Annotated in this window: 19 protein-coding genes and 1 pseudogene; 15 read left to right on the forward strand and 5 right to left on the reverse strand. The window is 70.0% G+C overall.

Features of this window, described 5'->3' with window-relative positions; all coding sequences use genetic code 11:
* Positions 1–72 precede the first annotated feature (72 nt).
* On the forward strand, positions 73–777 hold the full coding sequence (locus ACIBCM_RS28105) for a class III extradiol dioxygenase subunit B-like domain-containing protein (protein ID WP_399247941.1): 705 nt from the start codon (positions 73–75) through the stop codon (positions 775–777).
* 164 nt (positions 778–941) lie between these two features.
* On the opposite strand, the gene ACIBCM_RS28110 is transcribed toward ACIBCM_RS28105, so the two are convergent.
* Complete coding sequence (locus ACIBCM_RS28110) at positions 942–1,199, reverse strand: antitoxin (protein ID WP_389272166.1); 258 nt, start codon at positions 1,197–1,199, stop codon at positions 942–944.
* A 54-nt stretch (positions 1,200–1,253) separates the two neighbouring features.
* Positions 1,254–1,460 (reverse strand): gliding motility protein, encoded by a 207-nt coding sequence (locus ACIBCM_RS28115; protein ID WP_399247943.1) that lies wholly within the window; start codon positions 1,458–1,460, stop codon positions 1,254–1,256.
* Positions 1,461–1,642: 182 nt separating this feature from the next.
* Here ACIBCM_RS28115 and miaA point away from each other — a divergent pair, with 182 nt between their 5' ends.
* The 6 genes from miaA to hflX all read left to right on the forward strand — a co-directional run bounded on the left by miaA (position 1,643) and on the right by hflX (position 9,935).
* Positions 1,643–2,581, forward strand: coding sequence for a tRNA (adenosine(37)-N6)-dimethylallyltransferase MiaA (gene miaA, locus ACIBCM_RS28120; RefSeq protein WP_399247945.1), 939 nt, complete (start codon positions 1,643–1,645; stop codon positions 2,579–2,581).
* Positions 2,582–2,686: 105 nt separating this feature from the next.
* Entirely contained in the window at positions 2,687–3,127 is a 441-nt protein-coding gene (locus ACIBCM_RS28125; RefSeq protein ID WP_399248058.1) for a hypothetical protein, read from the forward strand.
* Between the two features lie 82 nt (positions 3,128–3,209).
* Entirely contained in the window at positions 3,210–4,145 is a 936-nt protein-coding gene (gene dapF, locus ACIBCM_RS28130; RefSeq protein WP_399247947.1) for a diaminopimelate epimerase, read from the forward strand.
* 142 nt (positions 4,146–4,287) lie between these two features.
* Positions 4,288–6,507 (forward strand): RelA/SpoT family protein, encoded by a 2,220-nt coding sequence (locus tag ACIBCM_RS28135; protein ID WP_399247949.1) that lies wholly within the window; start codon positions 4,288–4,290, stop codon positions 6,505–6,507.
* A gap of 66 nt (positions 6,508–6,573) precedes the next feature.
* The gene (locus ACIBCM_RS28140) at positions 6,574–8,220 is read left to right on the forward strand and encodes a M1 family metallopeptidase (RefSeq protein WP_399247951.1); all 1,647 of its coding nucleotides are present in this window, start codon (positions 6,574–6,576) and stop codon (positions 8,218–8,220) included.
* A gap of 206 nt (positions 8,221–8,426) precedes the next feature.
* Entirely contained in the window at positions 8,427–9,935 is a 1,509-nt protein-coding gene (gene hflX, locus ACIBCM_RS28145) for a GTPase HflX (RefSeq protein ID WP_399247953.1), read from the forward strand.
* 280 nt (positions 9,936–10,215) lie between these two features.
* Here hflX and ACIBCM_RS28150 read toward each other — a convergent pair whose 3' ends face one another.
* On the reverse strand, positions 10,216–11,391 hold the full coding sequence (locus tag ACIBCM_RS28150) for a trypsin-like serine peptidase (protein WP_399247955.1): 1,176 nt from the start codon (positions 11,389–11,391) through the stop codon (positions 10,216–10,218).
* Between the two features lie 368 nt (positions 11,392–11,759).
* On the opposite strand from ACIBCM_RS28150, the pseudogene ACIBCM_RS28155 reads away from it, so the two are divergent.
* The 5 genes and pseudogenes from ACIBCM_RS28155 (at position 11,760) to ACIBCM_RS28175 (ending at position 20,079) form a co-directional block, all read left to right on the forward strand.
* Positions 11,760–13,103, forward strand: a pseudogene (locus ACIBCM_RS28155) (aminotransferase class III-fold pyridoxal phosphate-dependent enzyme).
* Positions 13,104–13,251: 148 nt separating this feature from the next.
* Positions 13,252–15,201, forward strand: coding sequence for an IucA/IucC family protein (locus tag ACIBCM_RS28160; RefSeq protein WP_399247956.1), 1,950 nt, complete (start codon positions 13,252–13,254; stop codon positions 15,199–15,201).
* Between the two features lie 139 nt (positions 15,202–15,340).
* Positions 15,341–16,126 carry a GNAT family N-acetyltransferase gene (locus tag ACIBCM_RS28165; RefSeq protein ID WP_399247959.1) on the forward strand — a complete coding sequence of 262 codons (786 nt, stop codon included), beginning with the start codon at positions 15,341–15,343 and terminating at the stop codon, positions 16,124–16,126.
* A 59-nt stretch (positions 16,127–16,185) separates the two neighbouring features.
* Positions 16,186–18,051 carry an IucA/IucC family protein gene (locus ACIBCM_RS28170; protein ID WP_399247961.1) on the forward strand — a complete coding sequence of 622 codons (1,866 nt, stop codon included), beginning with the start codon at positions 16,186–16,188 and terminating at the stop codon, positions 18,049–18,051.
* A gap of 57 nt (positions 18,052–18,108) precedes the next feature.
* Positions 18,109–20,079: an ATP-dependent DNA helicase gene (locus ACIBCM_RS28175; RefSeq protein WP_399247963.1), complete on the forward strand. Its 1,971-nt coding sequence runs from the start codon at positions 18,109–18,111 to the stop codon at positions 20,077–20,079.
* A gap of 237 nt (positions 20,080–20,316) precedes the next feature.
* Here the strand turns inward: ACIBCM_RS28175 and lexA are convergent, their stop codons facing one another.
* Positions 20,317–21,111, reverse strand: coding sequence for a transcriptional repressor LexA (gene lexA, locus ACIBCM_RS28180; RefSeq protein ID WP_399247965.1), 795 nt, complete (start codon positions 21,109–21,111; stop codon positions 20,317–20,319).
* A gap of 675 nt (positions 21,112–21,786) precedes the next feature.
* Here lexA and nrdR point away from each other — a divergent pair.
* Together nrdR and ACIBCM_RS28190 are read left to right on the forward strand one after the other, a co-directional pair.
* On the forward strand, positions 21,787–22,296 hold the full coding sequence (gene nrdR / locus ACIBCM_RS28185) for a transcriptional regulator NrdR (protein WP_399247968.1): 510 nt from the start codon (positions 21,787–21,789) through the stop codon (positions 22,294–22,296).
* A gap of 170 nt (positions 22,297–22,466) precedes the next feature.
* Entirely contained in the window at positions 22,467–25,355 is a 2,889-nt protein-coding gene (locus ACIBCM_RS28190; RefSeq protein ID WP_399247970.1) for a vitamin B12-dependent ribonucleotide reductase, read from the forward strand.
* Between the two features lie 149 nt (positions 25,356–25,504).
* Here ACIBCM_RS28190 and ACIBCM_RS28195 read toward each other — a convergent pair whose 3' ends face one another.
* On the reverse strand, positions 25,505–26,029 hold the full coding sequence (locus ACIBCM_RS28195; protein WP_399247971.1) for a TerD family protein: 525 nt from the start codon (positions 26,027–26,029) through the stop codon (positions 25,505–25,507).
* 204 nt (positions 26,030–26,233) lie between these two features.
* On the opposite strand from ACIBCM_RS28195, the gene ACIBCM_RS28200 reads away from it, so the two are divergent.
* Positions 26,234–26,839 carry a YdbC family protein gene (locus ACIBCM_RS28200; RefSeq protein WP_399247973.1) on the forward strand — a complete coding sequence of 202 codons (606 nt, stop codon included), beginning with the start codon at positions 26,234–26,236 and terminating at the stop codon, positions 26,837–26,839.
* Positions 26,840–26,959: the final 120 nt, after the last annotated feature.

Genomic DNA, 26,959 nt, shown 5'->3' on the forward strand with positions numbered 1-26,959 from the left:
GTCCGCCGACCCCGCTTGTCCCGGGCCGCCGCACCCGCGTCAGGCCGCCGATCACGCATTAAGGTGACGATCATGCTTGTCGCCGCCGCAGTATGCCCCTGCCCGCCGCTGCTCGTGCCCGAGGTCGCCGCGGGCGCCGCGCCCGAGCTCGACGCGGCGCGGACCGCATGCTCCGACGCGCTCGGAGTGCTCGCCGCCGCGCGGCCCGATCTGCTCGTCGTGGTCGGTACCGCGGGGCAGGAGGAGCGCGGTGCGTACCCGGCGGGAGCGACGGGTTCGTTCCGGGGGTTCGGTGTCGAACTGGAGGTACGCCTCGGCGCCGGGGACCAAGCGGAACGGCGGCTGCCGCCGTCCCTGGCCGTCGGAGCGTGGCTGCTCGACCACAGCCGCTGGGGCTCCCCGGTGGAGGGTCTCGGGATCGCCGACTCGCTCGCCCCCGGGCCGAGCCGGGAAAAGGGCCGGGAGATCGCCGGTCGGGCCGAACGGGTGGCCCTTCTGGCCATGGGCGACGGAAGCGCCTGCCGTACGCTCAAGGCCCCGGGCTATCTGGACGAGCGTGCCGCGGGCTTCGACGCCCTCGCCGCCGATGCCCTCGGTAGCGCCGACACCGGAGCACTGGCAGGGCTGGACGTGTCTCTGGCCTACGAATTGAAGGTGGCGGGCAGGTCCACCTGGCAAGTGCTGGCTGGAGCCGCCGAGGACGCGGGACTCACCGGCCGGCTCCTCTACGAGGACGCCCCCTACGGCGTCGGCTACTTCGTGGCCTCCTGGTCCTAGGCCCCCACAGAGTGCCCCAGGGCTCATGGAACCCGCTGCCGGGCCGGAAACACCGGGAGCTCCTCTGGGGGGAGCGTGCGGGCCCGGCGGCAGGGCCGAAACACACCGGACGGCCGCGGAGCGCTTGGTTCCGTGGCCGTCCGTGCGCCGTTTCCGCGCCCCGCTCAGGCGGCGGGCGGCGGCGAAGCGGGAGGCGGCGGGGTGCCGCCGTCGTCCTTGTGGGCGATGCGGTCCAGTGCCTCCTTGGCCTTGCCGGTACCGGACTCGATCTTCCCGCTGTACTTGCCCTTGGTCCGCGAGTCGACCGCCTTCGCTGCCTTGTCCAGGCCGCTCTCGATCTTGCCCCCGTGCTGCTGCGCGAGGTCGGAGACCTTGTCCTTGGCCGGGGCGAGCTTGGCCTTCAGCGTGTCCATGAGGCCCATGGGCCACCTTCCCTCGTAGCGACGGCGGCAACCGGCGGCTGCCGCCCGTACCGACTACTTGCGGGCGCCCTCTCCGGTCTCGCTGTCCGCGGCATCCCCGGCCGACTGCTGCCGGGGAATCTCCACGCCCTCGGCGACCGCGGCCACGACCTCCTCGGCCTCAGGGGCCTCGGCAGCCGCGGCCGTATCGCCGCTTCCGGTGTCAGCCGATGCCTCGACGGTCGTCCGGGACTTACGGCTGAACCATGAGAAAACGCCCATATTTACTCCATAGCGTACTCGTGCGGCCGAGGTTCCGCGCCGCCGGGTGCGCCCTGTTGCGTCTCCCCGGGAACGCCGGTCCGAAACCGGCGCGCGAAACCTCGGAACAGGCAACGAAGGCCCCGCTCCGTCGTCACCTCGCTCGTTCGGGGACACGTGCGGGCGTTTGGGAGACTGGGACCGTGAGAAGTGCAGCTCCCGCTCCGCGGGTCATCGCCGTCGTCGGCCCCACAGCGGCCGGAAAGTCCGATCTGGGTGTCTTCCTCGCCCAGCAGCTGGGCGGTGAAGTCGTCAACGCCGACTCCATGCAGTTGTACCGGGGGATGGACATCGGCACCGCCAAGCTGACGCCCGAAGAGCGCTGCGGTGTCCCACACCACCTCCTCGACATCTGGGACATCACGCAGACGGCGAGTGTCGCCGAGTACCAGAAGCTCGCGCGGGCCGAGATCGACCGGCTCCTCGCAGAAGGCCGTACCCCGGTCCTCGTCGGCGGCTCGGGGCTGTACGTACGAGGAGCCATCGATGCCCTCGAATTCCCCGGCACCGACCCCGCCATCCGTGCCCGGTTGGAGGAGGAACTGATCACCGCGGGCTCCGGAGCCCTGCACGCGCGCCTCACCGCGGCCGACCCCGAGGCCGGAAGCGCGATCCTGCCCAGCAACGGGCGCCGGATCGTCCGGGCGCTGGAAGTGATCGAGATCACCGGCAAGCCGTTCACCGCCAATCTGCCCGGCCATGACGCCGTCTACGACACGGTCCAGATCGGTGTGGACGTCGCTCGCCCCGAGCTCGACGAGCGGATCGCCAGGCGTGTCGACCGGATGTGGGAGGCGGGGCTCGTCGACGAAGTACGTGCACTTGAGGCGCGGGGGTTGCGTGAGGGGCGTACGGCATCACGCGCTCTCGGCTACCAGCAGGTCCTCACGGCGCTCGCGGGAGAGCGTACGGAGCAGGACGCGCGCGACGAGACCGTCCGCGCCACCAAGCGCTTCGCGCGCCGTCAGGATTCGTGGTTCAGACGCGATCCACGGGTGCATTGGTTGAGTGGGGCGGTGGAGCACCGAGGGGAACTTCCGCGACTGGCGCTGACGTTGATCGAACGAGCGGTTACAGCCTGATCACGTGATGGCATCGGGACGCCATGCCCGTCAATCAGGCGCCCCCGACCGTGCCATCATCGAGCATCGATCGACGTGGAGTCCGAGTTGGGAGGGCGCGTGGCGATGGAGGCCGGCCCTCACGACACCGAGCAGCAGCCACGGGACGCCGTGGACGGAGTGGCCCGTCTGAGCCCGGACGGACCGGACGACCAGGACCTGCTGACGGACGAGGTCGAGGTCGAGTTGCGTCCCGCCCGCAGGCTGCGGATCTGGCAGCTCGCGCCCATCGTGACCCTGGCCGCGGTCGGTTCCCTGATGTTCGCCTTCCCGCTCGCGTTCGGTACGGGTGACGGCGGTGCCGTCGTCGCCATGCTGGGCCTGCTGATCAGCTGCTGTGCCGCCGGCTGGGGCGTGATGGCCGCCCGCCGCGTGGGCCACACCTGGCCGGGCCTGCCGCCGCGCGGTTCCGGGGAGCGTCCGGACTGGCGTGTTCTCGCCCTCTACGTCGGGGTGGGCCTCCTGATGGTCGCCCTGGCCGTCTGGCGCGTGGCCCGCCTCCGCTGACTCCCTGAGCAGCCGGGCGTCGTCGGCGGCCGATGTGGTCCCCGTCGCGCTGCGCGGGCCGCTGTCGGCCCCTCCTCGTACGATGGACGTCGTGACCACCGCACAGCCTTCACCGACCGCGTCGACCGGTGCCATCGCCTTTCTCAAGGGGCATGGCACCGAGAACGACTTCGTGATCGTCCCCGACCCCGGCAACGAGGTCGACCTGCCCGCCTCCGCCGTCGCCCGGCTCTGTGACCGGCGCGCGGGCATCGGCGGCGATGGCCTTCTCCATGTCGTGCGCTCCGCGGCGCACCCCGAGGCCCGGGCCATGGCGGACGAGGCCGAGTGGTTCATGGACTACCGGAACGCGGACGGATCGATCGCCGAGATGTGCGGCAACGGCGTCCGTGTCTTCGCCCGCTACCTCCAGCTCGCGGGCCACACCGGGGCAGGCGACCTCGCCGTCGCCACCCGCGGTGGTGTGAAGAAGGTCCACCTCGCGAAGAGCGCGACACCCTCAGAGGACGGCGACATCACCGTCTTCATGGGCCGCGCCACCCTTCCCGGGGAGAGCGTCACCGTCACCGTGGACGGCCGCGCCTGGCCCGCGCGCAACGTCGGCATGGGCAACCCGCACGCGGTGGTGTTCGTCGACGACCTGGACCACGCGGGCGATCTGCGCTCCGAGCCCTCCTTCGCCCCGGCCGCCGTCTACCCGAACGGGGTCAACGTCGAGTTCGTGGCCGACCGGGGCGAGCGCCATGTCGCCATGCGGGTCCACGAAAGGGGCTCGGGCGAGACCCGCTCCTGCGGCACGGGCGCGTGTGCCGTGGCCGTCGCCGCGGCCCGCAGGGACGGTGCCGACCCTTCGGCGACCGGCGTTCCCGTCACCTACACCGTGGATCTGCCCGGCGGACGGCTGGTCATCACGGAACGGCCCGACGGTGAGATCGAGATGACGGGACCGGCGGTCATCGTGGCGGAGGGTCATCTGACACCTGCCCTCCTCGCACACTCCGGAACCGCCACCGGATAGAGCTTCGCTCGAATGGGTGATCCGGTTCACGCTCGGCAAGAGCCGGACTGCTCCACGTGGTGGGCTCGGTAGCATCAAGCACCGGCCCGGAGGGCACCCCTGCTCTTCCCACCGCCGGTCGAATGCCGCCCGGAGGTGCCCCATGAGTGCAGAGGCCGCCAACCCTGGTGCCCACAGCCGCAGACGCGGCCGCCCCAGGATCGACCTCCGCAGGCTGGGCCGCGCCGCGCTCCTCGGCCCGGCCGGCCGGGACCGCCTGCCCGATGCGATCGGGCATGTCGCCGATGCGCACCGGGCGCACCACCCCGACGCGGATCTCGCGACCCTGCACAAGGCCTATGTGCTCGCGGAGACGTCCCACCGGGGGCAGTTCCGCAAGAGCGGCGAGGCGTACATCACCCACCCGCTCGCCGTCACCCTGATCCTCGCCGAACTGGGCGCGGAGACCACCACCCTGACGGCGTCGCTCCTCCACGACACCGTCGAGGACACCGAAGTGACGCTCGAGCAGGTCAAGACGGAGTTCGGGGCGGAGGTCGCGTATCTGGTCGACGGGGTTACCAAGCTGGAGAAGGTCGACTACGGCGCGGCGGCCGAGCCCGAGACCTTCCGCAAGATGCTCGTCGCCACCGGCAACGACGTCCGTGTGATGTCCATCAAGCTGGCCGACCGGCTGCACAACATGCGCACCCTCGGTGTGATGCGCCCCGAGAAACAGGTCCGTATCGCCAAGGTCACCCGCGAGGTCCTCATTCCGCTCGCCGAGCGGCTCGGTGTACAGGCGCTCAAGACAGAGCTGGAGGACCTCGTCTTCGCGATCCTCCACCCCGAGGAGTACGAACGCACCCACGCCCTGATCGCCGGCAACACCACGGCGGGCGCCGCGCTCGACTCCATGGCCGAGCGCTTCCGGGCCGTACTGCGTGACTCCGGAATCACCGCCGAAGTCCTGATCCGGCCCCGGCATTTCGTCTCCGTGCACCGCGTCAGCCTCAAGCGCGGCGAACTGAGGGGCACCGACTTCGGACGGCTGCTCGTCCTGGTCGGCGAGGACGCCGACTGCTACGGGGTGCTCGGCGAGCTGCACACCTGCTTCACACCGGTGATCTCCGAGTTCAAGGACTTCATCGCCGCACCCAAGTTCAATCTGTACCAGTCGTTGCACACCGCCGTCGCCGGGCCGGACGGTGCGGTCGCCGAAGTCCTCATCCGGACCCACCAGATGCACAAGGTGGCCGAGGCCGGAGTGATCGCGCTCGGCAATCCGTATCCGCCCGCGGAGGGACCCGGGGCGGAACCGGCCGAGGGGGAGCGCGCCGACCCGACACGGCCCGGCTGGCTCTCCCGGCTGCTGGAGTGGCAGGAGTCCACCCCCGACTCCGACACGTTCTGGACTTCTCTCCGCGCCGATCTGGCGCAGGACCGCGAGATCACCGTCTTCCGCGCCGACGGCCGGATGCTCGGACTTCCCGCGGGCGCGAGCTGCGTCGACGCGGCCTACGCCCAGTACGGCGAGCTGGCCCACGCCTGCATCGGGGCCCGCGTCAACGGCCGTCTGGCGACGCTGAGTACCGTTCTCAAGGACGGCGACACCGTCCATCTGCTGCTCGCGAACGACGCGCAGGACCCGCACCAGACCCACGGCCCGCACCACCAAGGGGCCCGGCCCGGATCCGGCCTCCGGAGCGGCGCCCCCGAGGCCGAGAGCGCACGGCTTCCGCGTGACGGCGAGGGTGCGCGGGTCAACCCGGACACCGTGTCCGGGCCGTCGCCCGACTGGCTCGACCATGCCCGCACGCCCGCCGCGCGCATCGCCATCACCGCGTGGCTCGACGCCAACCCGGCAGGTGAGGACGTGCCGGCGGTGACGCGCCGCAGGCCCGTTCCCGCCGCCGCCGGCCGTCCCAGCACCGCGGACGCCGTCGTCGACGTGCCGGACGCGACCGTACGGCTCGCCGGGTGCTGTACGCCCGTGCCGTCCGACCCGGTCACGGGCTTCGCGGTACGTGGCGGAGTGGTGACCGTGCACCGTGAGGAGTGCCCCGCCGTCTCCCGGATGAAATCCCTGGAACGCGAGCCGGTCACCGTGCGCTGGGGAGACGCCGCCGGCTGCCGGGTGACCCTGGTCGCCGAGTCGTTCGGCCGCCCCCGGCTGCTCGCCGATCTCACCGAGGCCATCGCCGCCAAGGGCGCGGCCGTCGTCTCGGCCACCGTCGAACCGCCGAGCCAACAGCGTGTACGGCACACGTACACCCTGCAACTCCCCGACGCGGCCGGACTTCCCTCGCTGATGCGTGCCATGCGCGATGTGCCGGGGGTGTACGACGTCAGCCGCACCCAGCATCCAGCGGCCACCGGATGACCTCGTTCGGGTGGCGTGACGCGCGGCGCCGGGACCGGCGCCGCAGCTCGCTGGTAGCGGTAGTGCATGCTGCCCGAACCCCCCGCTCCCTCCGAGTTCCCCACGGGATCCCACCCGCCTCCCCTCGCGCGCCGCGGTGGGCCACGGCGGCTGCTGCGCGCGGCCCTGCCGGCCCTCGCGTCCGCCGCCCTCGTCGCCGCGGCCGTTCCGCAGCCCGCGCCGCCACCGCTCGGTATCGGTGACCCGCTCTTCCCTCAGCTCGGCAACCCCGGATACGACGTCCTCGCCTACGACATCGATCTCACCTACCACGGCAGCAACACCACCCCCCTGGACGCCGTGACCACGATCGACGCGCGTGTGACCGAACGCCTGGAACGGATCAACCTGGACTTCACCCACGGCACCGTGCACGCGGTCAGGGTGAACGGCGTCCGCGCCGACTTCGTGACCGCCGGGGAGGACCTGGTGGTGCAGCCGGTCAGGGCACTCCCGCGCGGCGCACGCGCGCGTGTCACCGTCGAGCACACCAGCGACCCCCGGGGTGCGAAGGAGGCCGGCGGCTGGCTGCGGACCGGTGACGGGCTCGCCATGGCGAACCAGGCGGACGCCGCCCACCGGGTGTTCCCGTCCAACGACCACCCCGCGGACAAGGCGTACTTCACCTTCCGTGTCACCGCCCCCAGCGAGCTGACGGCAGTGGCCAACGGCGTCCGGAAGTGGCGGAAGCGGAACGGCTCGACCACCACCTGGGCGTATCGCACCCGCCACCCCATGGCCACCGAACTCGCCCAGGTCTCCATCGGCCGCTCGGCCGTCCTGACCCGGGAGGGGCCCGGCGGACTGCCCCTGCGCGATGTGGTGCCCGCGAAGGACACCGCGGTCCTGGAACCCTGGCTGCGGAAGACACCGGCCCAGCTGGAGTGGCTGAAGCGGAAGGTGGGCCGCTACCCGTTCGAGACCTACGGAGTACTCGTCGCGGACGCCCGTACCGGCTTCGAGCTGGAGACGCAGACCCTTTCCCTCTTCGAGCGCCCGCTCTTCACCACTGCCTCCCTCCCCGAGTGGTACGTCGACTCGATCATGGTCCATGAGCTGGCCCACCAGTGGTTCGGCAACAGCGTCTCCCCCCGTTCCTGGTCGGATCTATGGCTGAACGAGGGGCACGCCACCTGGTACGAGTCCCTCCACGCGGAGGTGAACGGCGGCTACACCCTGGAGGCGCGGATGCGCGAGGCGTACCGGCGCTCCGATCAGTGGCGGGCCGACGGCGGCCCGCCCGCGGCCCCGAAGCCCCCGGCGCCGGGACAGAAGATCAGTCTCTTCCGGCCGGTGGTGTACGACGGTTCCGCCCTCGTCCTGTACGCCTTGCGGCAGACGATCGGGGCGGACGCGTTCGACCGGTTGCAGCGGGCCTGGGTCCGGGAACACCGTGACGGGACGGCGAGCACGGCGGACTTCACCCGGCTCGCCTCGCGGATCGCGGGACGCGACCTCACGGCCTTCCTCCGGGCTTGGCTGTACGAGAAGCGCACACCGCCGATGCCGGGCCATCCGGACTGGCGGAGCACCGCCCCGAGAGCCGGGGCCGAGGCTCCCGCGCGGCGACAGCCCGAGGTCCGCGGACACCCGTGGGCCGGGGCCCGGAGTACGGCGGACCGGGCACCGCGGAGCGTGGCGGGCGGACGTCCCCGGCCCGGTAAACCGGGATGACGGGCCCGGTGGCACCGTGCGACCATCGAGATGTCGGGCGATGCCGCCTGTGCCGGGTATCCGTCGCGTTCGAGGTGCGAAGTCATCGCGCACGCCATACGGGAATCAATCGGGACCGTCACACGTTGTGACCGACGAAGGCTGTTCGGAGGCCCGACCCTCCGATGCGGCCGGCAGTGCAGATCTCCCATCGACGTAAGGATCCAATGACCTCCTCTTCATCCCCTTCCCAGGACGAGCAGAGCTTCGACAAGCAGAGCTTCGCCGAGACGCGCACCGAGAGCCTTCGGGCCGATGCCCTGATGGAAGAGGACGTCGCCTGGAGCCACGAGATCGACGGAGAGCGGGACGGCGATCAGCTCGACCGCTCCGACCGTGCCGCGCTGCGGCGCGTCGCGGGCCTCTCCACCGAGCTCGAGGACGTCACCGAGGTCGAGTACCGGCAGCTGCGCCTGGAGCGTGTGGTGCTGGTCGGCGTATGGACCTCGGGGACGGTGCAGGACGCGGAGAATTCCCTCGCGGAGCTCGCGGCCCTCGCAGAGACGGCGGGTGCGCTGGTGCTCGACGGCGTCATCCAGCGCCGCGACAAGCCGGACCCCGCCACGTACATCGGTTCGGGCAAGGCGCAGGAGCTGCGGGACATCGTTCTCGAATCCGGCGCCGACACCGTCGTGTGCGACGGTGAGCTGAGCCCGGGCCAGCTGATCCATCTGGAGGACGTCGTCAAGGTCAAGGTGGTCGACCGCACCGCCCTGATCCTCGACATCTTCGCCCAGCACGCCAAGTCCCGAGAGGGCAAGGCGCAGGTCGCGCTCGCGCAGATGCAGTACATGCTGCCGAGGCTGCGCGGCTGGGGTCAGTCGCTGTCCCGGCAGATGGGTGGCGGCGGCAGTGGCGGCATGGCCACCCGAGGGCCCGGTGAGACCAAGATCGAGACGGACCGGCGGCGGATCCGCGAGAAGATGGCGAAGACTCGCCGCGAGATCGCGGAGATGAAGACCGGCCGTGAGATCAAACGGCAGGAGCGCCGGCGCAACAAGGTGCCGTCTGTCGCGATCGCCGGGTACACCAACGCCGGGAAGTCCTCGCTTCTCAACCGCCTCACCGGCGCCGGAGTCCTCGTGGAGAACGCGCTGTTCGCCACGTTGGACCCGACCGTACGCCGGGCCGAGACACCGAGCGGCCGTCTCTACACCCTGGCCGACACCGTGGGGTTCGTCCGGCATCTGCCGCACCACCTCGTGGAGGCGTTCCGCTCCACCATGGAGGAGGTCGGGGACTCCGATCTGATCCTGCATGTGGTGGACGGTGCCCATCCCGCGCCGGAGGAGCAGCTGGCCGCCGTGCGCGAGGTGATCCGCGATGTGGGCGCGGTGAACGTGCCCGAGATCGTGGTGATCAACAAGGCGGACGCGGCCGATCCGCTGGTGCTCCAGCGGTTGCTGCGCATCGAGCGGTACGCGATCGCGGTCTCGGCGCGGACGGGCCAGGGCATCGACGAGCTGCTCGCGCTCATCGATGTCGAACTGCCCCGGCCCGAGGTCGAGATCGAGGCTCTCGTTCCGTACACCCAGGGCGGTCTGGTTTCACGGGTGCATGCCGACGGCGAGGTTCTCTCCGAGGAACACACCACGGAGGGCACCCTGCTCAAGGCGCGTGTCCATGCGGAGCTGGCCGCCGCGCTGGCACCCTTTCTTCCGGTGACCAGCAGCTGACCGTTGCGTACGGCGGGTAGGAGTCCCGCGACCGCGGGTACGGGTGCGCTCGCCCGTCCGGCGCGGTTCCGACGGCCACCGAAGCGCCCGTTCCTCCAGGTGAGGGGCGGGCGCTGTGCTGTGCCGGGACGGCTGCCGGGGGACCGGGCCGATGAGCCGCCCGTTCGCCCACCGCGTAAGTGCTCGGCCGAGCTCAGAAACGCTCGAGTCCTGTGCCGGACGCCTTGGAGCGGACCGGCACAGGACTCGGAGGACGGTGCTCGATGAACCGTCCGGCGGGCTACCGGCCCGCGAACTTCTTGCTGACGGCGTCGTAGATGCCCTTCGCCTCCGGGCCGAGGCGCGGTCCGGCGAGCCAGCCGGCCGAGACCGGGCCGATCGAGGTGTTGGACACCAGGGCGGGCTTGCCGTCCTGGCCCCTGGCCACCCAGCCGCCGCCGGACGAACCGCCGGTCATGGTGCATCCGATGCGGTACATCGTCGGCTGATCGGCCTTGATGGAGAGCCGTCCGGGCTTGTCCCCGCACTGGAACATCCGCTGGCCGTCGAAGGGCGGCGCGGCCGGGTAGCCGGTCGCCGTCATCCTGTCGATCTTCGGTGCGGCCGGGGCGTTGAAGTCCACCGGCAGTGCCGAACCGACCGTCTCCTCCAGCGACTTGCCCGAACCGCCTTTCTCGGGGGTGACATGGATCACGGCGAAGTCATAGGGCGCGCCCTGGCCACCGGTCGGAGCACCCTGGTTGATCCACTGGTCCGAGGTCTGCGCCCAGTCGCCCCACCACACACCGTGCGGAGCGATCTCTTCCTTGGGCGCGCCCTCCAGCTGTGCGGTGGGCCTCGCGGTGTCGTTGTACGAGGGGACGAAGGCGATGTTGCGGTACCAGCCGCCCTTCTTTCCCGCGTGGACGCAGTGGCCCGCCGTCCACACCATGTTCGATTTGCCCGGGTTGGCCGGGTCCTGGACGACGGTCGCGGAACAGACCATCGAGCCCTGGGGGCCGTCGAAGAAGACCTTCCCGGCCTCCGGGGCGTTCGTCCGGTAGGGAGGCTTCACCTGCTGTGCCTCGACAGCGGCGGGGGTCGGGTCGGTGACAGCCTCATCGCCGGAAATGTCGTTGTCGACCGGCTGCTCCGGAGGCTTGTCGGCGTCCCGCATCCGGTCCGGGTCCCACAGGCCCTCGATGATCGGGTTGATGTAGTCCGTGGCTTCGCGGAGCCACTTCTCCCGGTCCCAGTTCTTCCACTCGCCGTCGCGCCACTTGTCCAGATCGATCCCGTGCTCCTTGAGCCTGTCCTTGATGTCGTCCGGGATGGTGATCCCGCCGTCGGTGGGCAGGCTCGTGGGAACGGTCGGCTTGTCGCCCGCGTTGTCCTCGCCCGGGCCGCAGGCGGTGGCCGTCAGCGCGAGCGCGGCGGCTATGGAAGCCGCCGCCAGCATTGGGCGAATGGGTCGCATGTCGTGATCCCCCTGGGACTTCGGTGCTTTTGAGCTTCTGAACAGTGGAACCGCAGTGGTGAACCGTGCAACTGCCGGAACCGCCGGGAACCTTACAAGCCCGCGCACCTCCCGGACGAGGCCCCCCATGGTTCCGGTGCTGATGGGGACGGCTCACAGGCGCTCGTCGGTTCCGTGGCTCCACGGTTCCACCACCGCGAACGATCTTTTCCCCGCCCGTGATCCACGGCGTCCACCGTCGTTGGTAGATACGGGGATACGGGAGTCGCAGAGACAGCGTGCGGCCTCGGACGGCGGCGTGGGGACGCCGTACCGATGTGCGACGCACCTGTGACAGCGCAACAGTTACCGCTGGAGGTCCAACAGCCGTGGCCGTGACCGAACCTGCGCCCGCGCCGCCGTCCCCGCACGAGGGGATCCTGCCACGCGAGTCCGCCGCCCGGACCTACGCCCGTTCGCTGCCCATCGTTCCCGTACGCGCGAAGGGCCTTACGATCGAGGGCGCGGACGGACGGCGTTATCCGGACTGCCTCTCCGGTGCGGGGACACTCGCCCTCGGGCACAACCACCCGGTGGTACCGGAGGCGAGCAGCAGGGTCGTCGACTCCGGGGGGCCTCGGCAAGTCCTGGACCTGGCCACCCCCGAGAAGGACGCCTTCACGACCGAGCTTTACGCCACCCTGCCCCCGGCATTCGCCCGAGACGCGCGGATCCAGTTCTGCGGACCGGCGGGCACGGGCGCCGTCGAAGCCGCGCTCAAGCCTGTCCGTACGGCGACCGGGCGCGGTGGGCTGCTCGCCTTCACCGGCGCGTACCACGGCATGACCGTGGGCGCCCTCGGCGCCTCCGGCGGCGCCACCGATGTCCGTGTGACCCGGCTGCCGTTGCCGCAGGACTACCGCTGTCCGTCCGGTGTGGGCGGCGAGCGCGGTGCCGAACTGGGTGCCCGCCGGATCGAGAACCCCCTGGACGATCCGAAGAGCGGGGTCCCCGCGCCGGCCGGGATGATTCTCGAACCGGTGCAGGGGGGAGGGCGGTGTCTTCCCGGCCCCCGGCACCTGGCGGCGCCGGATACGTCGGACCACCGCCGGCCGAGCGATCCCCCTGATCGCAGACGAGGTACAGACGGGGGTCGGGCGCACCGGCACCTTCTGGGCCGTGGAGCAGAGCGGGATCGTGCCCGATGTGATGGTGCTGTCCAAAACGATCGGCGGCTCCCTTCCCCTCGCGGTGATCGTCTACTGGTCCGAGCCCGACGCCCGGCGGCCCGGTGCCCACGGCGGCACCTTCCGCGGGAACCGGGCCCCCGTGGCGGTCGGCGCCGCCACCCTCGCCTTCGTACGTACGCAGGGGCTCGCCACACACGCCGCCGCCCTCGGCGCGAGGGTGCTGGGCCAACCGCGGGCGCTTGCCGCGGCACACCCCGTCGTCGGCGATGTACGAGGACGCGGCCTCATGCTCGGCGTCGAACTCGTCGGCCTGTACGCCGAACCGGCGGACACGCTGATGCACCGCCCTCGCCCCAGTTGGCCTCAGCGCTCCGGCAGGAGTGCCTGGACCGCGGGCTGATCGTCGAACCCGGCGGACGCCACTCCGCTGTCGTACGGCTCCCTCCTCCTCTCACGCTCACCGATGAACAGACCGGGTCCGTCCTCGGCCGCTTCGCCGAAGCCCTGGCCGCGGCCGAACGCTCCACTCGGCCGGAGCGCTGACCGGCCCCCTGCCACCGGGCCCTCGTCGGGAGTCCGGGCGCATCCGGCGCACCCGTTACCCGGCCACCCCTCCGATACGTCCGGCAGGACCGAAGCCGCGGAGCCGGCAGCCGGCACCCGTCGTCCGCACAGAACAAGGAAGCCCTCCGTGAACGCCACCCCCACCCCCGCACCCGACACGTCCCCGGCCACCGGGACCCACGGCCCGGCGGCCCACCTCCGAGGCCAGGGCAGAACCCACGGCCCCGACACGGCCGGGGTGCCGACGGTGCCGCGCCAGCACACGGGGACCCAAGGCGAACAGCGTTCGCACCCGGCGACTCCGGGCCCGGAAGCCCCGGCAGGGGAACTCCTCGACCATCCGGACCCCCACCGGGCCGCAGACGCGGCAGCCGTCGAGAACCTGCTCCGCTGCTGGGTGCGGGAGAAGGACATCGACCGGCCCTATGGGCCGACCCTCCGCATCCCGCTCCACAGCAGCGGCACGGCGCTGCTCGTCCCCGTCCGCTACTGGTCACCCGGGGGCTGGCACCGCTTCGGCGCGCCCGTACTGGAAGAAGCGCTGCGCGACGCACCCGCCGTCGACGCCGTAACACTCGCGGCCCTCATCAGCCGGGAGGCCGGACAGAGCACGGGAACCGACCTCGTCGGCCGGGTCGCCGACTCCGTGCGCCATACAACCGCCTTTGTCGCCGAGCGCCGTGCCCGTCCCGGACCCTCGCCCGAGGCTGACCTCTTTCTCACCGCCGAGCAGTCCCTGCTGCTCGGCCACCCCCTGCATCCCACGCCCAAGAGTCGCGAAGGGCTCTCCGAGACCGAGGCCCGTCGCTACGCCCCCGAGTTGTACGGCTCCTTTCCTCTGCACTGGATGGCGGTCGACCGGTCCGTCCTGGCCACCGAGTCGGCCTGGACCGAACAGGGCCGTCTCCTGAGCGCCGAGCAGCTCACCACCCGGCTGCTCGGGGACCTTCCGTTGCCCGAGCACACCGTCCCCCTGCCTCTGCACCCCTGGCAGGCCCGTGAGCTGATGCACCGGCCCGCCGTCGCGTCCCTGATCGACGCCGGGCTCCTCCACGACCTCGGTCCGTACGGCGACCCCTGGTATCCCACATCCTCCGTCCGGACCGTCCACCGCCCCGGCGCACCCGCCATGCTCAAGCTCTCTCTCGGTGTACGCATCACCAACTCCCGTCGTGAAAACCTCCGCAAGGAACTCCATCGCGGGGTCGAGGTCCACCGGCTGCTGCGGACCGGACTCGCGGGGCAGTGGCGCGCGGCCCACCCCGGCTTCGACATCGTCCGAGACCCCGCCTGGCTCGCCGTCGACCACCCCACCGGCAACGGGAAGGTCTCCGGTGCATCCCCGGGCGCCCCCGAGCCGGTGACCGGACTCGACGTGGTCCTGCGCCACAATCCCTTCGGCTCCCGGGACGACGCCGTCTGCATCGCGGGGCTGACATCGCTCCGGCCCTGGCCCGGCCGTAACACGGTGCACTCGCGGCTCGCCGACATCGTCACGCACCTGGCCGCGCGCACGGGCCGACCGACCGGAGCTGTCGCCGCCGAGTGGTTCCTGCGCTACCTGGACCAGGTCGTCCGCCCGGTGCTGCGGCTGGACGCCATCGCGGGCGTCGCCCTCGAAGCACACCAACAGAACACGCTGGTACTCCTCGACCCCGACGGCTGGCCCACCGGTGGCCGCTACCGCGACAACCAGGGCTACTACTTCCGGGAGTCCCGTCGTGCCGAACTCCAACACCGCCTTCCCGGTATCGGCTCACTCAGCGATACTTTCGTCTCCGACGAGGTCACCGACGAGCGGTTCGCCTACTACCTCGGCATCAACAACGTGCTCGGTCTGATCGGAGCTTTCGGAGCACAGCGCCTCGCCGATGAGCGCGTCCTCATCGCCGCCTGCCGACGGTTCCTCACGTCGGCGGCAGGCCTCGGCTCCCCACTTCCCGCCCTGCTCCTGGAAGCACCCACCCTGCGCTGCAAGGCGAACCTTATGACCCGTCTGCACGGCCTCGATGAACTCGTCGGCCCTGTCGACACCCAGTCCGTCTACGTCACCATCGCCAACCCCTTCCACTCCTGAACGGTCTCCCCGTCCCCTGCCATGTCCTGTCCATCTCCTTCATCCCCTTCCGTCCGCTTGCTGCGGCCCGTGGTGTTGCAAGCCCGTCACTCCAGGTGCGAGCCACCACCCGCCGATCCGCGAGAGAGGAGAGCGGTACATGCCTCCCACCGATGTGAGTTTCGGCACCGAAAGAGGTTCCGCCCCGCGGCACGTCCAGGGCTCCGCCCCCGTGCACACCGCGGACCACGGTGACGTCTTCTCCCCGGAGTCCGAGGACACCCTGGAGCTACGGCTCCCGGAGGACTTCCTCGTCCGGTTCCGCGACACCGAGCCACCCGGCTCCCCTACCTCCAGCGGTGACTCCGCCCGCGGCCCGCTGCTGGACGACATCGCCCGATGGGGATCCACCTCCACCGCGGCGGGAGCCTTCCAACTCGTCCCCGTCCGTCTCGACCGTGACCTGACCCTGATCAGCCGCTGGATGAACGACCCGGCCGTGGCCGCCTTCTGGGAACTGGCAGGTCCCGACTCCGTCACCGCCGCCCATCTGCGCGCCCAGCTCGACGGCGACGGCCGCAGTGTCCCCTGTCTGGGTCTGCTCGACGGCATCCCGCTCGGGTACTTCGAGATCTACCGCGCCGATCTCGATCCCCTGGCACGCCACTACCCCGCTCGTCCTCATGACACAGGCATTCACCTCCTGATCGGCGGCGTCGCCGACCGTGGCCGCGGCATCGGCTCCTCCCTGCTCGGAGCCGTCGCCGATCTGGTACTCGACAAGCGCCCGCGCTGCACACGCGTGATCGCGGAACCGGACCTGCGCAACACCCCCTCCATCGCCGCCTTCCTGAGCGGCGGATACCGCTACTCCGCAGAACTGGACCTGCCCGGCAGACGAGTCGCTCTCATGGTCCGTGACCGCACGCTCCGGAACGTGCTGTGAACGACCCGCTGCCTTACATACACCGCTCGCCCCGCATCGGTTCCACTCAAGGAGTCCCCGTGCCGAAATCCCCGCCCCCTCACGACTCCGACGAGCATCACGTCCCGGCTCTGTACACGCCGCCCGGCCTGAACGCCCGGATCTGGGACCGGGTGGCGGGCCGCCTCCTCGCCAAGATCCTGAGTGAGTTCGCGTACGAGGAGATCATCGAACCCGTTCGGGTCCAGCCAGGCGGCACGGCCCCTGCCGATCGGACCGACCCGGGTACGAACAGCCGAGCCGCCACCCATCGCTACACCCTCGAACTCGACGACGCAGAGGCCCCCCTGGCCTTCCTCGCGCGCCGTGGCGCGTACGGCGGCTGGCGGGTCGTCCCCGACTCGGTCAGCCGCGACGGCCGCCCGTACGCCGATCCCCTGGATTTCGTCGTCCGCGCCCGCCGGCTCCTCGGCCTCGACGGCACCACCCTCGGCCATCTGCTCAGGGAACTGACCGTCACCCTTGTCGCCGACACCGGTCTCGAGCACACCGCCCTGACCGCCGCGGAACTCGCCGACCTCGGCTACGCGGAACTCGAGGGCCACCAGACGGGCCACCCCTGGCTCGTACTGAACAAGGGACGTATCGGCTTCTCCGCCACCGACACGGCCACCTGGGCGCCCGAGGCCCGTACGCCGGTCGCGCTCCCCTGGCTCGCGGTCCGCTCCGGCCTCGCCGTCTACCGCGGGACCCCCGCCCTCGCCACCGCCGCCGACCTCTACGCCCGAGAACTGAGCGCCCCCGTACACGCCTGCTTCTCCGAGTTTCTGCGCTCCAAAGGGCTCGACCCCGACGGTTTTCTCCTGCTGCCCGTACACCCCTGGCAGTGGGACGAGGTGCTGCTTCCCCTGTTCGCGCCCGCTGTCGCCCGCGACGACATCGTCCCCCTGCCCACCGACGGGGATCTGCGCCTGCCGCAGCAGTCCATCCGGACGTTCCTCAATCTGGACCGCCCCGACCGGCACACCGTCAAGCTGCCGCTCTCCATCCTCAACACCCTGGTCTGGCGCGGTCTCCCCACCGAACGCACCCTTGCCGCCCCCGCCGTCACCGCGTGGCTGCAGGGCCTGCGCGACAAGGATCCCTTCCTGCGTGACGACTGCGGAGTGATCCTCCTCGGGGAGGTCGCGTCGATCACCGTCGACCACCCGCTGTACGGCCGCCTTCCCGAGGTGCCGTACCAGTACCGGGAACTCCTCGGCGCGATCTGGCGCGAGCCGCTGGAGCCCCGTCTCGCCCCCGGCGAACGGGCCCGGACCCTCGCGGCGCTGCTGGGCACCGATCCCGGGGGCCGCGCCTTCACGGCCGAGCTGGTCAGCCGCTCCGGTCTGGCACCCGATATCTGGCTCCGACACCTGCTGGCCGCTGTCCTCCGGCCCCTGCTGCACTTCCTCTACCGCTACGGCACGGTCTTCTCCCCGCACGGCGAGAACACCATCGTCGTCTGCGACGACAACGACGTGCCCGTGCGCCTCGCGATCAAGGACTTCGTCGACGACGTCAACATCAGCGCCCGTCCGCTGCCCGAGCACGGAACCATGCCCGACGATGTGCGGGCGGTGCTTCTCACGGAGGAACCTTCCTTCCTGACACAGTTCATCCACTCCGGGCTGTTCATCGGGGTGTTCCGCTATCTGGCACCGCTGTGCGAGGAGCAGCTGGGCGTACGGGAGGTGGTGTTCTGGTCGCTCGTACGGGCTGAAATCCTCCGGTACCAGGCACACTTTCCGGAACTCAAGGACCGTTATGAGACATTCGACCTGCTTGCTCCTCGCATCGAACGGCTGTGTCTGAACCGTAACCGACTGCGTCCGGACGGTTACCATGACCGGCCCCGGCGCCCCCACGCGGCTGTCCACGGGACCGTACGCAACCCGCTGGCGTGAAGGGATCTGGCGGGATCGGATCGGATTGTCAGTGCCGAGCCGTAGGGTTGTCGGCCTATGACGAAGCCAACCCTCCCCGAACTTCTCCATGCCGCCGTCACCGCCGTCGGCGGGGTGGAACGGCCAGGTCAGGTCAGCATGGCCGAAGCAGTGGCCGAGGCGGTCGACGACGGATCGCATCTGCTCGTCCAGGCCGGCACGGGCACTGGAAAGTCCCTCGGCTATCTCGTGCCTGCGCTCGCGCACGGAGAGCGCGTCGTCATCGCGACGGCGACCCTGGCGCTCCAGCGCCAGCTGGTCGAGCGCGACCTGCCGCGGACGGTCGAGTCGCTGCATCCGCTGCTGCGCCGGCGTCCGGAGTTCGCCATGCTCAAGGGCCGGTCCAACTATCTCTGCCTCCACCGGTTGCACGAGGGTGTTCCCCAGGAAGAGGAGGACGGGCTCTTCGACCCGTTCGAGGCGGCGGCGCCGACCAGCAAGCTCGGCCAGGATCTGCTGCGGATGCGGGACTGGGCCGACGAGACGGAGACGGGGGACCGGGACGCGCTGACGCCGGGCGTCTCCGACCGCGCATGGGCCCAGGTCTCCGTCTCGTCCCGTGAGTGCCTCGGCGCGAGCAAGTGCCAGTACGGGGCGGAGTGCTTCGCCGAGATGGCCAGGGAGCGAGCCAAGCTCTCCGACGTCGTCGTCACCAACCACGCACTGCTCGCCATCGACGCGATCGAGGGCGCCCCCGTGCTCCCGCCGCACGAGGTCCTGGTCATCGACGAGGCCCATGAGCTGGTCTCCCGGGTCACCGGCGCCGCCACGGGCGAACTCACGCCGGGCCAGGTCAACCGCGCGGTGCGCCGGGCCGCCAAGCTCGTCAACGAGAAGGCGGCCGATTCCCTGCAGACCGCCGCCGAGACATTCGAGCGGGTCATGGAGCTGGCGCTGCCCGGCCGGCTGGAGGAGATCCCCGAGGATCTCGGCTATGCCCTCCTGGCCCTGCGGGACGCCTCCCGTACGGTCATCTCGGCCCTCGGCTCCACCCGCGACAAGTCCGTCCAGGACGAGGACGCCGTACGCAAGCAGGCGCTGGCCTCCGTCGAGAACATCCACGACGTGACGGAACGCATCACCCAGGGGTCCGAGTACGACGTGGTCTGGTACGAGCGCCACGACCGCTTCGGCGCCTCGCTGAGGGTGGCCCCGATGACCGTCTCGGGGCTGCTGCGCGAGAAGCTGTTCACCGACCGGTCGGTGGTGCTGACGTCCGCCACGCTCAAGCTCGGCGGGGACTTCAACGGTGTCGGCGCTTCGCTGGGCCTGTCCCCGGAGGGGACCGAGGGCGAGGACGTTCCCCAGTGGAAGGGGCTCGACGTCGGTTCCCCGTTCGACTATCCGAAGCAGGGGATTCTGTATGTCGCCCGCCATCTGGCGACTCCCGGCCGGGAAGGGTCCCGGGGCGACATGATGGACGAGCTGGCCGAGCTGGTGGAGGCGTCCGGCGGCCGTACGCTCGGGCTGTTCTCCTCCATGAGGGCTGCTCAGGCCGCTGCCGAGGAACTGCGGGGGAGGCTTGAGAACCCCATTCTGCTCCAGGGTGAGGAGACGCTGGGCGAGCTGATCAAGGCCTTTGCCGCAGACCCGGAGACCTGTCTCTTCGGGACGCTCTCCCTGTGGCAGGGCGTGGATGTGCCCGGCCCCAGCTGTCAGCTGGTGGTGATGGACCGGATTCCGTTCCCGAGGCCCGACGATCCGCTGATGAGCGCCCGGCAGAAGGCGGTGGAGGAGGCCGGGGGCAATGGCTTTATGGCGGTCGCAGCGACGCATGCGGCTCTGCTGATGGCCCAGGGCGCGGGGCGACTGGTGCGCGCCACTGGCGACCGGGGGGTGGTCGCCGTCCTCGACCCGAGGCTGGCCAACGCTCGTTACGGCAGCTATCTGCGGGCCTCGCTGCCCGACTTCTGGTACACGACGGACCGTAACCAGGCGCGCCGTTCACTGGCCGCGATCGACGCCGCAGCCAAGGCGGACGGCAAGTAGCGGGCGGTAGGGAGGAGGGCAGAGCGGACGGCGGGCAGAGGGCCGTCCGCTGCTGCGGACCGGTGGCGTCGATCGGTGTCGGCCGTCTGCGGGCGAGCCGGGAGGCTCTCGGGGGACGGCTGTGCCGGGTGTCGGCCCGCCCCGTCGGAGCAGGTGGCCCCGTAGGAGCAGGTGGACCGACAGGGCCCCGGGACCGGCGCAGTGGGTCCCGGGGCCGGCCAGGGCCGACGGGGTGGGTCACACCCGCCGGAGCACCGCGACGACCTTGCCCAGGATGGTCGCCTCATCGCCGGGGATCGGCTGGTAGGAAGCATTGTGGGGAAGCAGCCACACATGCCCGTTCTCACGCTTGAAGCGCTTGACCGTGGCCTCGCCGTCCAGCATGGCGGCCACGATGTCGCCGTTCTCCGCGACGGGCTGGCGGCGCACCGTCACCCAGTCGCCGTCGCAGATCGCGGCCTCGATCATCGAATCGCCCACGACCTTCAGTACGAACAGTTCTCCGTCGCCGACCAGCTGCCGGGGGAGGGGGAAGACGTCCTCGACCGACTCCTCGGCGAGGATCGGGCCGCCCGCCGCGATCCGGCCGACCAGCGGGACGTAGGAGGCCGCGGGCTTGCCGGTGGTGTCGGTCGGCTGGGTGCTGGGCTGGTCGGAGCCGCGCACCTCGTACGCCCGGGGCCGGTGGGGATCGCGGCGCAGGAAGCCCTTGCGCTCGAGCGCCATCAGCTGGTGGGCTACCGAGGAGGTGCTGGACAGGCCTACGGCCTGGCCGATCTCGCGCATCGACGGCGGGTAACCCCGGCGCTGCACGGAGTCACGGATCACCTCGATGACGCGCCGCTGCCGATCCGTGAGCCCGGTGCTGTCGGCCCGGATGCCTGGGGGCCGGCCGGGCAGCGACCGTGTGGGCCGGGAAGGCTCGGCCCCTTCGGGGGTCGTGGCTGCGTCTTTCATGGCGTGCCCCGGCTCGAATCGGTTCTGGGAGCGGTCCTGGGCAGTGATGATGGCACTGTCTGCGGTGGTGGTCACGTCGGCCCCTCTCGAATGGTCTCCCTGGCTGGACAACGGTAGTTGGTTTCGAAAGGTTGCGCCAAACACACGTTCGAGTGAAAAATCGAGGATTGTCTTACGCGGACATGCGTTTGGGTGTATGCGGTGAGGGTCCCACGGCACGGTGAACTGCGGGGCAGGTGCACGGACCGACCGTCGTCGCCGGGTGATCCTCCCCGGGGGCGGTGCCCGGATGATCGCGCGCACCGAGATGCGGAGCGACCGGGATCAAGGCCGTGTGGGAGCCGACGGCTTCCGGGCGGTGTGATCCTGTCCGTGATCCAGTCTCGCATCCGGAGCCCGAGAATCCGAGGAGCCGCGCGTTTTTGCCCTGTGTGACCGTTCCGTCCTGGCATGGTTGACCCGCCGTGGGCGCGGTGGGGCACGATCGTCAGGTACCCGTTCCGGGCCCTCGGTGTCATGGCGTCACCGCCCGTGCGCCGTCTGCGATCCGGGGAGGGGCGCCGCGACACGCTTCACGGGCGAAAGCGCGCGCAAACCCCAGATCTAGTGGTTGGATTGTGTGCGCCGCCCAGAAGTTGTGGTCCCGGTCTTCCGAGATCGTGGTCATCGCCTATGCTGGGGGCTGCTTCGGAGGGCTCCGACAGTCATGTTGGGGCTATTCAGTCGTGTCCTGAGGGAGGGTTGGGAACCATGCACTGCCCCTTCTGCAGGCACCCCGACAGCCGCGTCGTCGACAGTCGCACCACCGACGACGGAACGTCGATCAGGCGCCGTCGGCAGTGTCCCGACTGCGCCCGTCGCTTCACGACGGTGGAAACCGCCTCGCTGATGGTGATCAAGCGCAGCGGTGTGACCGAGCCCTTCAGCCGTACCAAGGTCATCTCCGGCGTCCGCAAGGCATGCCAGGGGCGGCCGGTCACCGAGGACGCCCTCGCCCAGCTCGGCCAGCGGGTCGAGGAGGCGGTGCGCGCCACCGGCAGCGCCGAGCTGACCACCCACGACGTGGGTCTGGCCATACTCGGCCCTCTGCAGGAACTCGACCTCGTCGCCTACCTGCGCTTCGCGTCCGTATATCGGGCATTCGACTCGCTCGAGGACTTCGAGGCGGCCATCGCGGAGCTCCGCGAACCACGGCTGCCCGCAGAGAGCGGGACCCGCGGGGCCCATGAGGTCCCCGTTCCCGCCGCCGCCGCCGACTGAGCGACCCCGAAGGGGCGGTGCGGGCCCGCCCGGCCGGATCTCCGGTCGGCAGTCGGGCGGCAACCACATCTGTCACGGACGCTGTGGGGCGTTCGCGGCATTACACAGAGATCGTGCCACGGGAAGATCTGGGCACTTCAGGGCGTTTTTGCCCGTATATGGGAGGCGGCATGACAGAGACGACGAGCGGTCCGGCACGGGGGTCCCGCGCCAAGGGAGCCAAGGCGAGCAAGGGCCTGCGTATCGAGCGCATCCACACCACACCCGGCGTGCATCCGTACGACGAGGTGGCCTGGGAGCGCCGTGACGTCGTCATGACCAACTGGCGCGACGGCTCGGTCAACTTCGAGCAGCGTGGCGTCGAGTTTCCCGACTTCTGGTCGGTGAACGCGGTCAACATCGTCACCAGTAAGTACTTCCGGGGGGCCGTCGGCACGCCTCAGCGCGAGACCGGTCTCAAGCAGCTGATCGACCGGATCGTGAAGACGTACCGGAAGGCAGGGGAGGACTACAAGTACTTCGCCTCGCCGGCGGACGCCGAGATCTTCGAGCACGAGCTGGCGTACGCCCTCCTGCACCAGATCTTCAGCTTCAACTCGCCGGTGTGGTTCAACGTCGGCACGCCTCAGCCGCAGCAGGTCTCCGCCTGTTTCATCCTGTCCGTCGACGACTCCATGGAGTCCATCCTCGACTGGTACAAGGAAGAAGGCATGATCTTCAAGGGCGGCTCCGGAGCCGGCCTGAACCTCTCCCGGATCCGGTCCTCCAAGGAACTGCTCTCCTCCGGTGGCAACGCCTCCGGCCCGGTTTCCTTCATGCGCGGTGCCGACGCCTCCGCAGGAACGATCAAGTCCGGTGGTGCCACGCGCCGTGCGGCCAAGATGGTGATCCTCGACGTCGACCACCCCGACATCGAGGGCTTCATCGAGACCAAGGTGAAGGAAGAGGAGAAGATCCGCGCGCTGCGGGACGCGGGCTTCGACATGGACCTGGGCGGTGACGACATCACGTCCGTCCAGTACCAGAACGCCAATAACTCGGTCCGTGTGAACGACGAGTTCATGAAGGCCGTGGAGTCGGGCTCGAAGTTCGGGCTGCGGGCCCGGATGACCGGCGATGTGATCGAGGAGGTCGACGCCAAGGCCCTCTTCCGCAAGATGGCCGAGGCCGCCTGGGCCTGCGCCGACCCCGGCATCCAGTACGACGACACCATCAACCACTGGCACACCTGCCCCGAGTCCGGGCGGATCAACGGCTCGAACCCGTGCAGCGAGTACATGCACCTGGACAACACGTCCTGCAACCTCGCCTCGCTGAACCTGATGAAGTTCCTCAAGGACGACGGCGAGGGCCACCAGTCCTTCGACGTCGAGCGCTTCGCCCAGGTCGTCGAGCTGGTCATCACCGCGATGGACATCTCCATCTGCTTCGCGGACTTCCCGACCCAGAAGATCGGCGAGAACACCCGCGCCTTCCGTCAGCTGGGCATCGGCTATGCCAACCTCGGCGCCCTGCTGATGGCCACGGGTCACGCGTACGACAGCGACGGCGGCCGGGCCCTGGCCGGTGCCATCACCTCGCTGATGACCGGCAGGTCGTACAAGCGCTCCGCCGAGCTGGCCGCGGTCGTCGGTCCCTACGACGGATACGCACGCAACGCCTCCCCCCACAACCGCGTCATGAAGCAGCACTCCGACGCCAATGCCGCCGCCGCCCGCGTCGACGACCTGGACACCCCGATCTGGGCCGCCGCCACGGAAGCCTGGCAGGATGTGTTGCGCCTTGGTGAGAAGAACGGTTTCCGCAATGCGCAGGCGTCCGTTATCGCGCCGACCGGAACGATCGGTCTCGCGATGTCCTGCGACACCACCGGCCTGGAGCCGGATCTCGCCCTGGTCAAGTTCAAGAAGCTGGTCGGCGGCGGCTCGATGCAGATCGTCAACGGCACGGTTCCGCAGGCCCTGCGCCGTCTCGGCTACCAGCCCGAGCAGATCGAGGCGATCGTCGCCCATATCGCCGAGCACGGCAATGTGATCGACGCGCCCGGGCTGAAGACCGAGCACTACGAGGTCTTCGACTGCGCCATGGGCGAGCGCTCCATCTCCGCCATGGGCCACGTCCGCATGATGGCCGCCATCCAGCCGTGGATCTCCGGCGCACTCTCCAAGACGGTCAACATGCCGGAGTCGGCGACCGTCGAAGAGGTGGAGGAGATCTACTTTGAAGCCTGGAAGATGGGCATCAAGGCGCTCGCGATCTACCGGGACAACTGCAAGGTCGGCCAGCCCCTCTCCGCAAAGACCAAGGAGAAGGAGAAGGCGGAGATCACCGAGAAGGCCGAGGACACCATCCGGGCCGCGGTCGAGAAGGTCGTCGAGTACCGACCCGTCCGCAAGCGTCTCCCGAAGGGCCGTCCCGGCATCACCACCTCCTTCACGGTGGGCGGCGCCGAGGGCTATATGACCGCCAACTCCTACCCGGACGACGGTCTCGGCGAGGTCTTCCTGAAGATGTCCAAGCAGGGCTCCACCCTCGCGGGCATGATGGACGCGTTCTCGATCGCGGTCTCGGTCGGCCTCCAGTACGGCGTGCCGCTGGAGACGTACGTCTCCAAGTTCACCAACATGCGCTTCGAGCCGGCCGGAATGACCGACGACCCGGATGTGCGGATGGCGCAGTCGATCGTCGACTACATCTTCCGCCGGCTGGCCCTGGACTTCCTGCCCTTCGAGACCCGCTCCGCCCTCGGTATCCACTCGGCCGAGGAGCGCCAGCGTCACCTGGAGACCGGTTCGTACGAGCAGTCGTTGGACGATGCCGAGGTGGATGTCGAGGGACTCGCCCAGTCGGCACCGCGTCAGCAGGAGATCCCGGCGGCCGGTCCTCCGCCGGCTGCGGTTCCCGCCCCCAAGCAGGCGCACACGTCGGCCGAGCTGGTCGAGATGCAGCTGGGCATCAGCGCGGATGCTCCGCTGTGCTTCTCCTGCGGTACGAAGATGCAGCGGGCCGGATCCTGCTACATCTGCGAGGGCTGTGGGTCGACCAGCGGTTGCAGCTGACACCGAGGTCTGACATCGGGCAGAACGCCGGATGCGGTATCCGGCGCAACTGATCCCGAAGAGTGACCTCCGTAGGCGGGGCGTCGGCCATCAGCCGACGCTCCGCCCCGCGAGTGGATCGCAGGGCCGCCCGGCCCAGCCGCGGGTCCTCAGGCGCGGCCCATCAGGTCGATGAAGGCGCCGGGGTCGGCGTCGAATCCGCGGACGAGTTCTCTGAACTGCCAGCCGCCCGACTCGGAGCGCACGAACTCGCCTATGACCGCCGCGGTCGCCCCCGCGATCTCCGAGAAGTCGTTCTTCCGCAGCTCCGTGTGGCCCTCCGCCACCTTGACCAGGGGGTTCGCCACATCGCTGAACACCCGGCGGCCATCTCGCTGCTGGATGACCACACCGATCACCACTCGCCCGTATTCGGACGAGAGCCGGTGGAACTCCAGCTTCAGCACCTCGTCCGAACCGAACCCCTGTCCCGTCTTGCTGTCCCTGGTCAGGGTGATGGTGCCGTCGGGCGACCGGCTGTCGAAGTGGACGACATACGCCGGGGGGCCGGAGGGGGCGTCCGTCCGGTAGGTCGCCGCGACGAGGTCGAGGTCGTGATGCGCCTCGCCCAGCGGGCTCGGATCCCAGCTGAGGGCCACTTCCACTGTGCCGACGCCCTTGTTCAGGCTGCTCACCAGTATTCCTTTCCCCGTAACTGCCAGGAGTTCTCCGTCTATTGACCGTAGCCGCTGGGCGGGGCCGCCGCGAGGAGATGTCCGGTGTACGCCACCGCGGGCCCCGGTCACACCTCAAGTGGGGGTTGCTGATTCCGGACGCCGGAGGGAGCGCACTCGCCGGGACAGTGACGGGGGCCACGTTCCGGGCCGTACGATGGCGCGGTGCTGGTGAAGTGGATTCGCTGCACCGTGGTGGACCGTCATGGGTTCGAGCGGGGGCAGCGGAAATGGGCGGGGCTGCTGGGTGAGCCGGGATTTCGGGGACAGGGCGGTGGATGGAGCAAGGCGCGGCCTCATGTCGCCCATGTCTTCGCCTTCTGGGAGAGCAGGGCGTTCTACGACTCTTTTATGGCGCGGTCCCATGACCGGCTCGCTTCCGGCCAGTCGGGGACGTACAAGGACTCCCAGGTCAAGCTGTTCGACTACCGACTCGAAGTGAAGACGGGGTTCGAACCGCGGTTCACCGGAGTCGACGTGGTCCGGGTCGCGCACTGCAAGGTTCGTGCGGACCGGGTCGAGCACTACGCGCTCATGCAGGAGAAGGTGTGGAATCCGGCGATGGCCGGATCGCCGGGAATGGTGCGCGGGCTCTTCGGTGAGGCTCCGGAGAACGAGTTTCTGGTGATGTCGATGTGGCAGTCCGAGGCCGAGCACGGCAAGTACCGCCGCGAGCGGGTGGAGCGGCTGCTCGTGCGTGCCCAGACCGAGGCCGATGTCGTGGCGCTCGCCGGTGATGTGGTGCAGCTCGAACCCTCATGGACCGTCTGAACCCGGATCCGTGCCAGGGGGCTCGGCCGGGGGGGCAGGGACGGAGCTTCCGGCTCCGTCCCCGGTGTACCCCTCCGGACGGCGCCGGTGTGCTGCATGTCACCGATCTTGTACAGCGTA

The organism is Streptomyces sp. NPDC051018, from assembly GCF_044456085.1.
GTDB lineage: Bacteria > Actinomycetota > Actinomycetes > Streptomycetales > Streptomycetaceae > Streptomyces.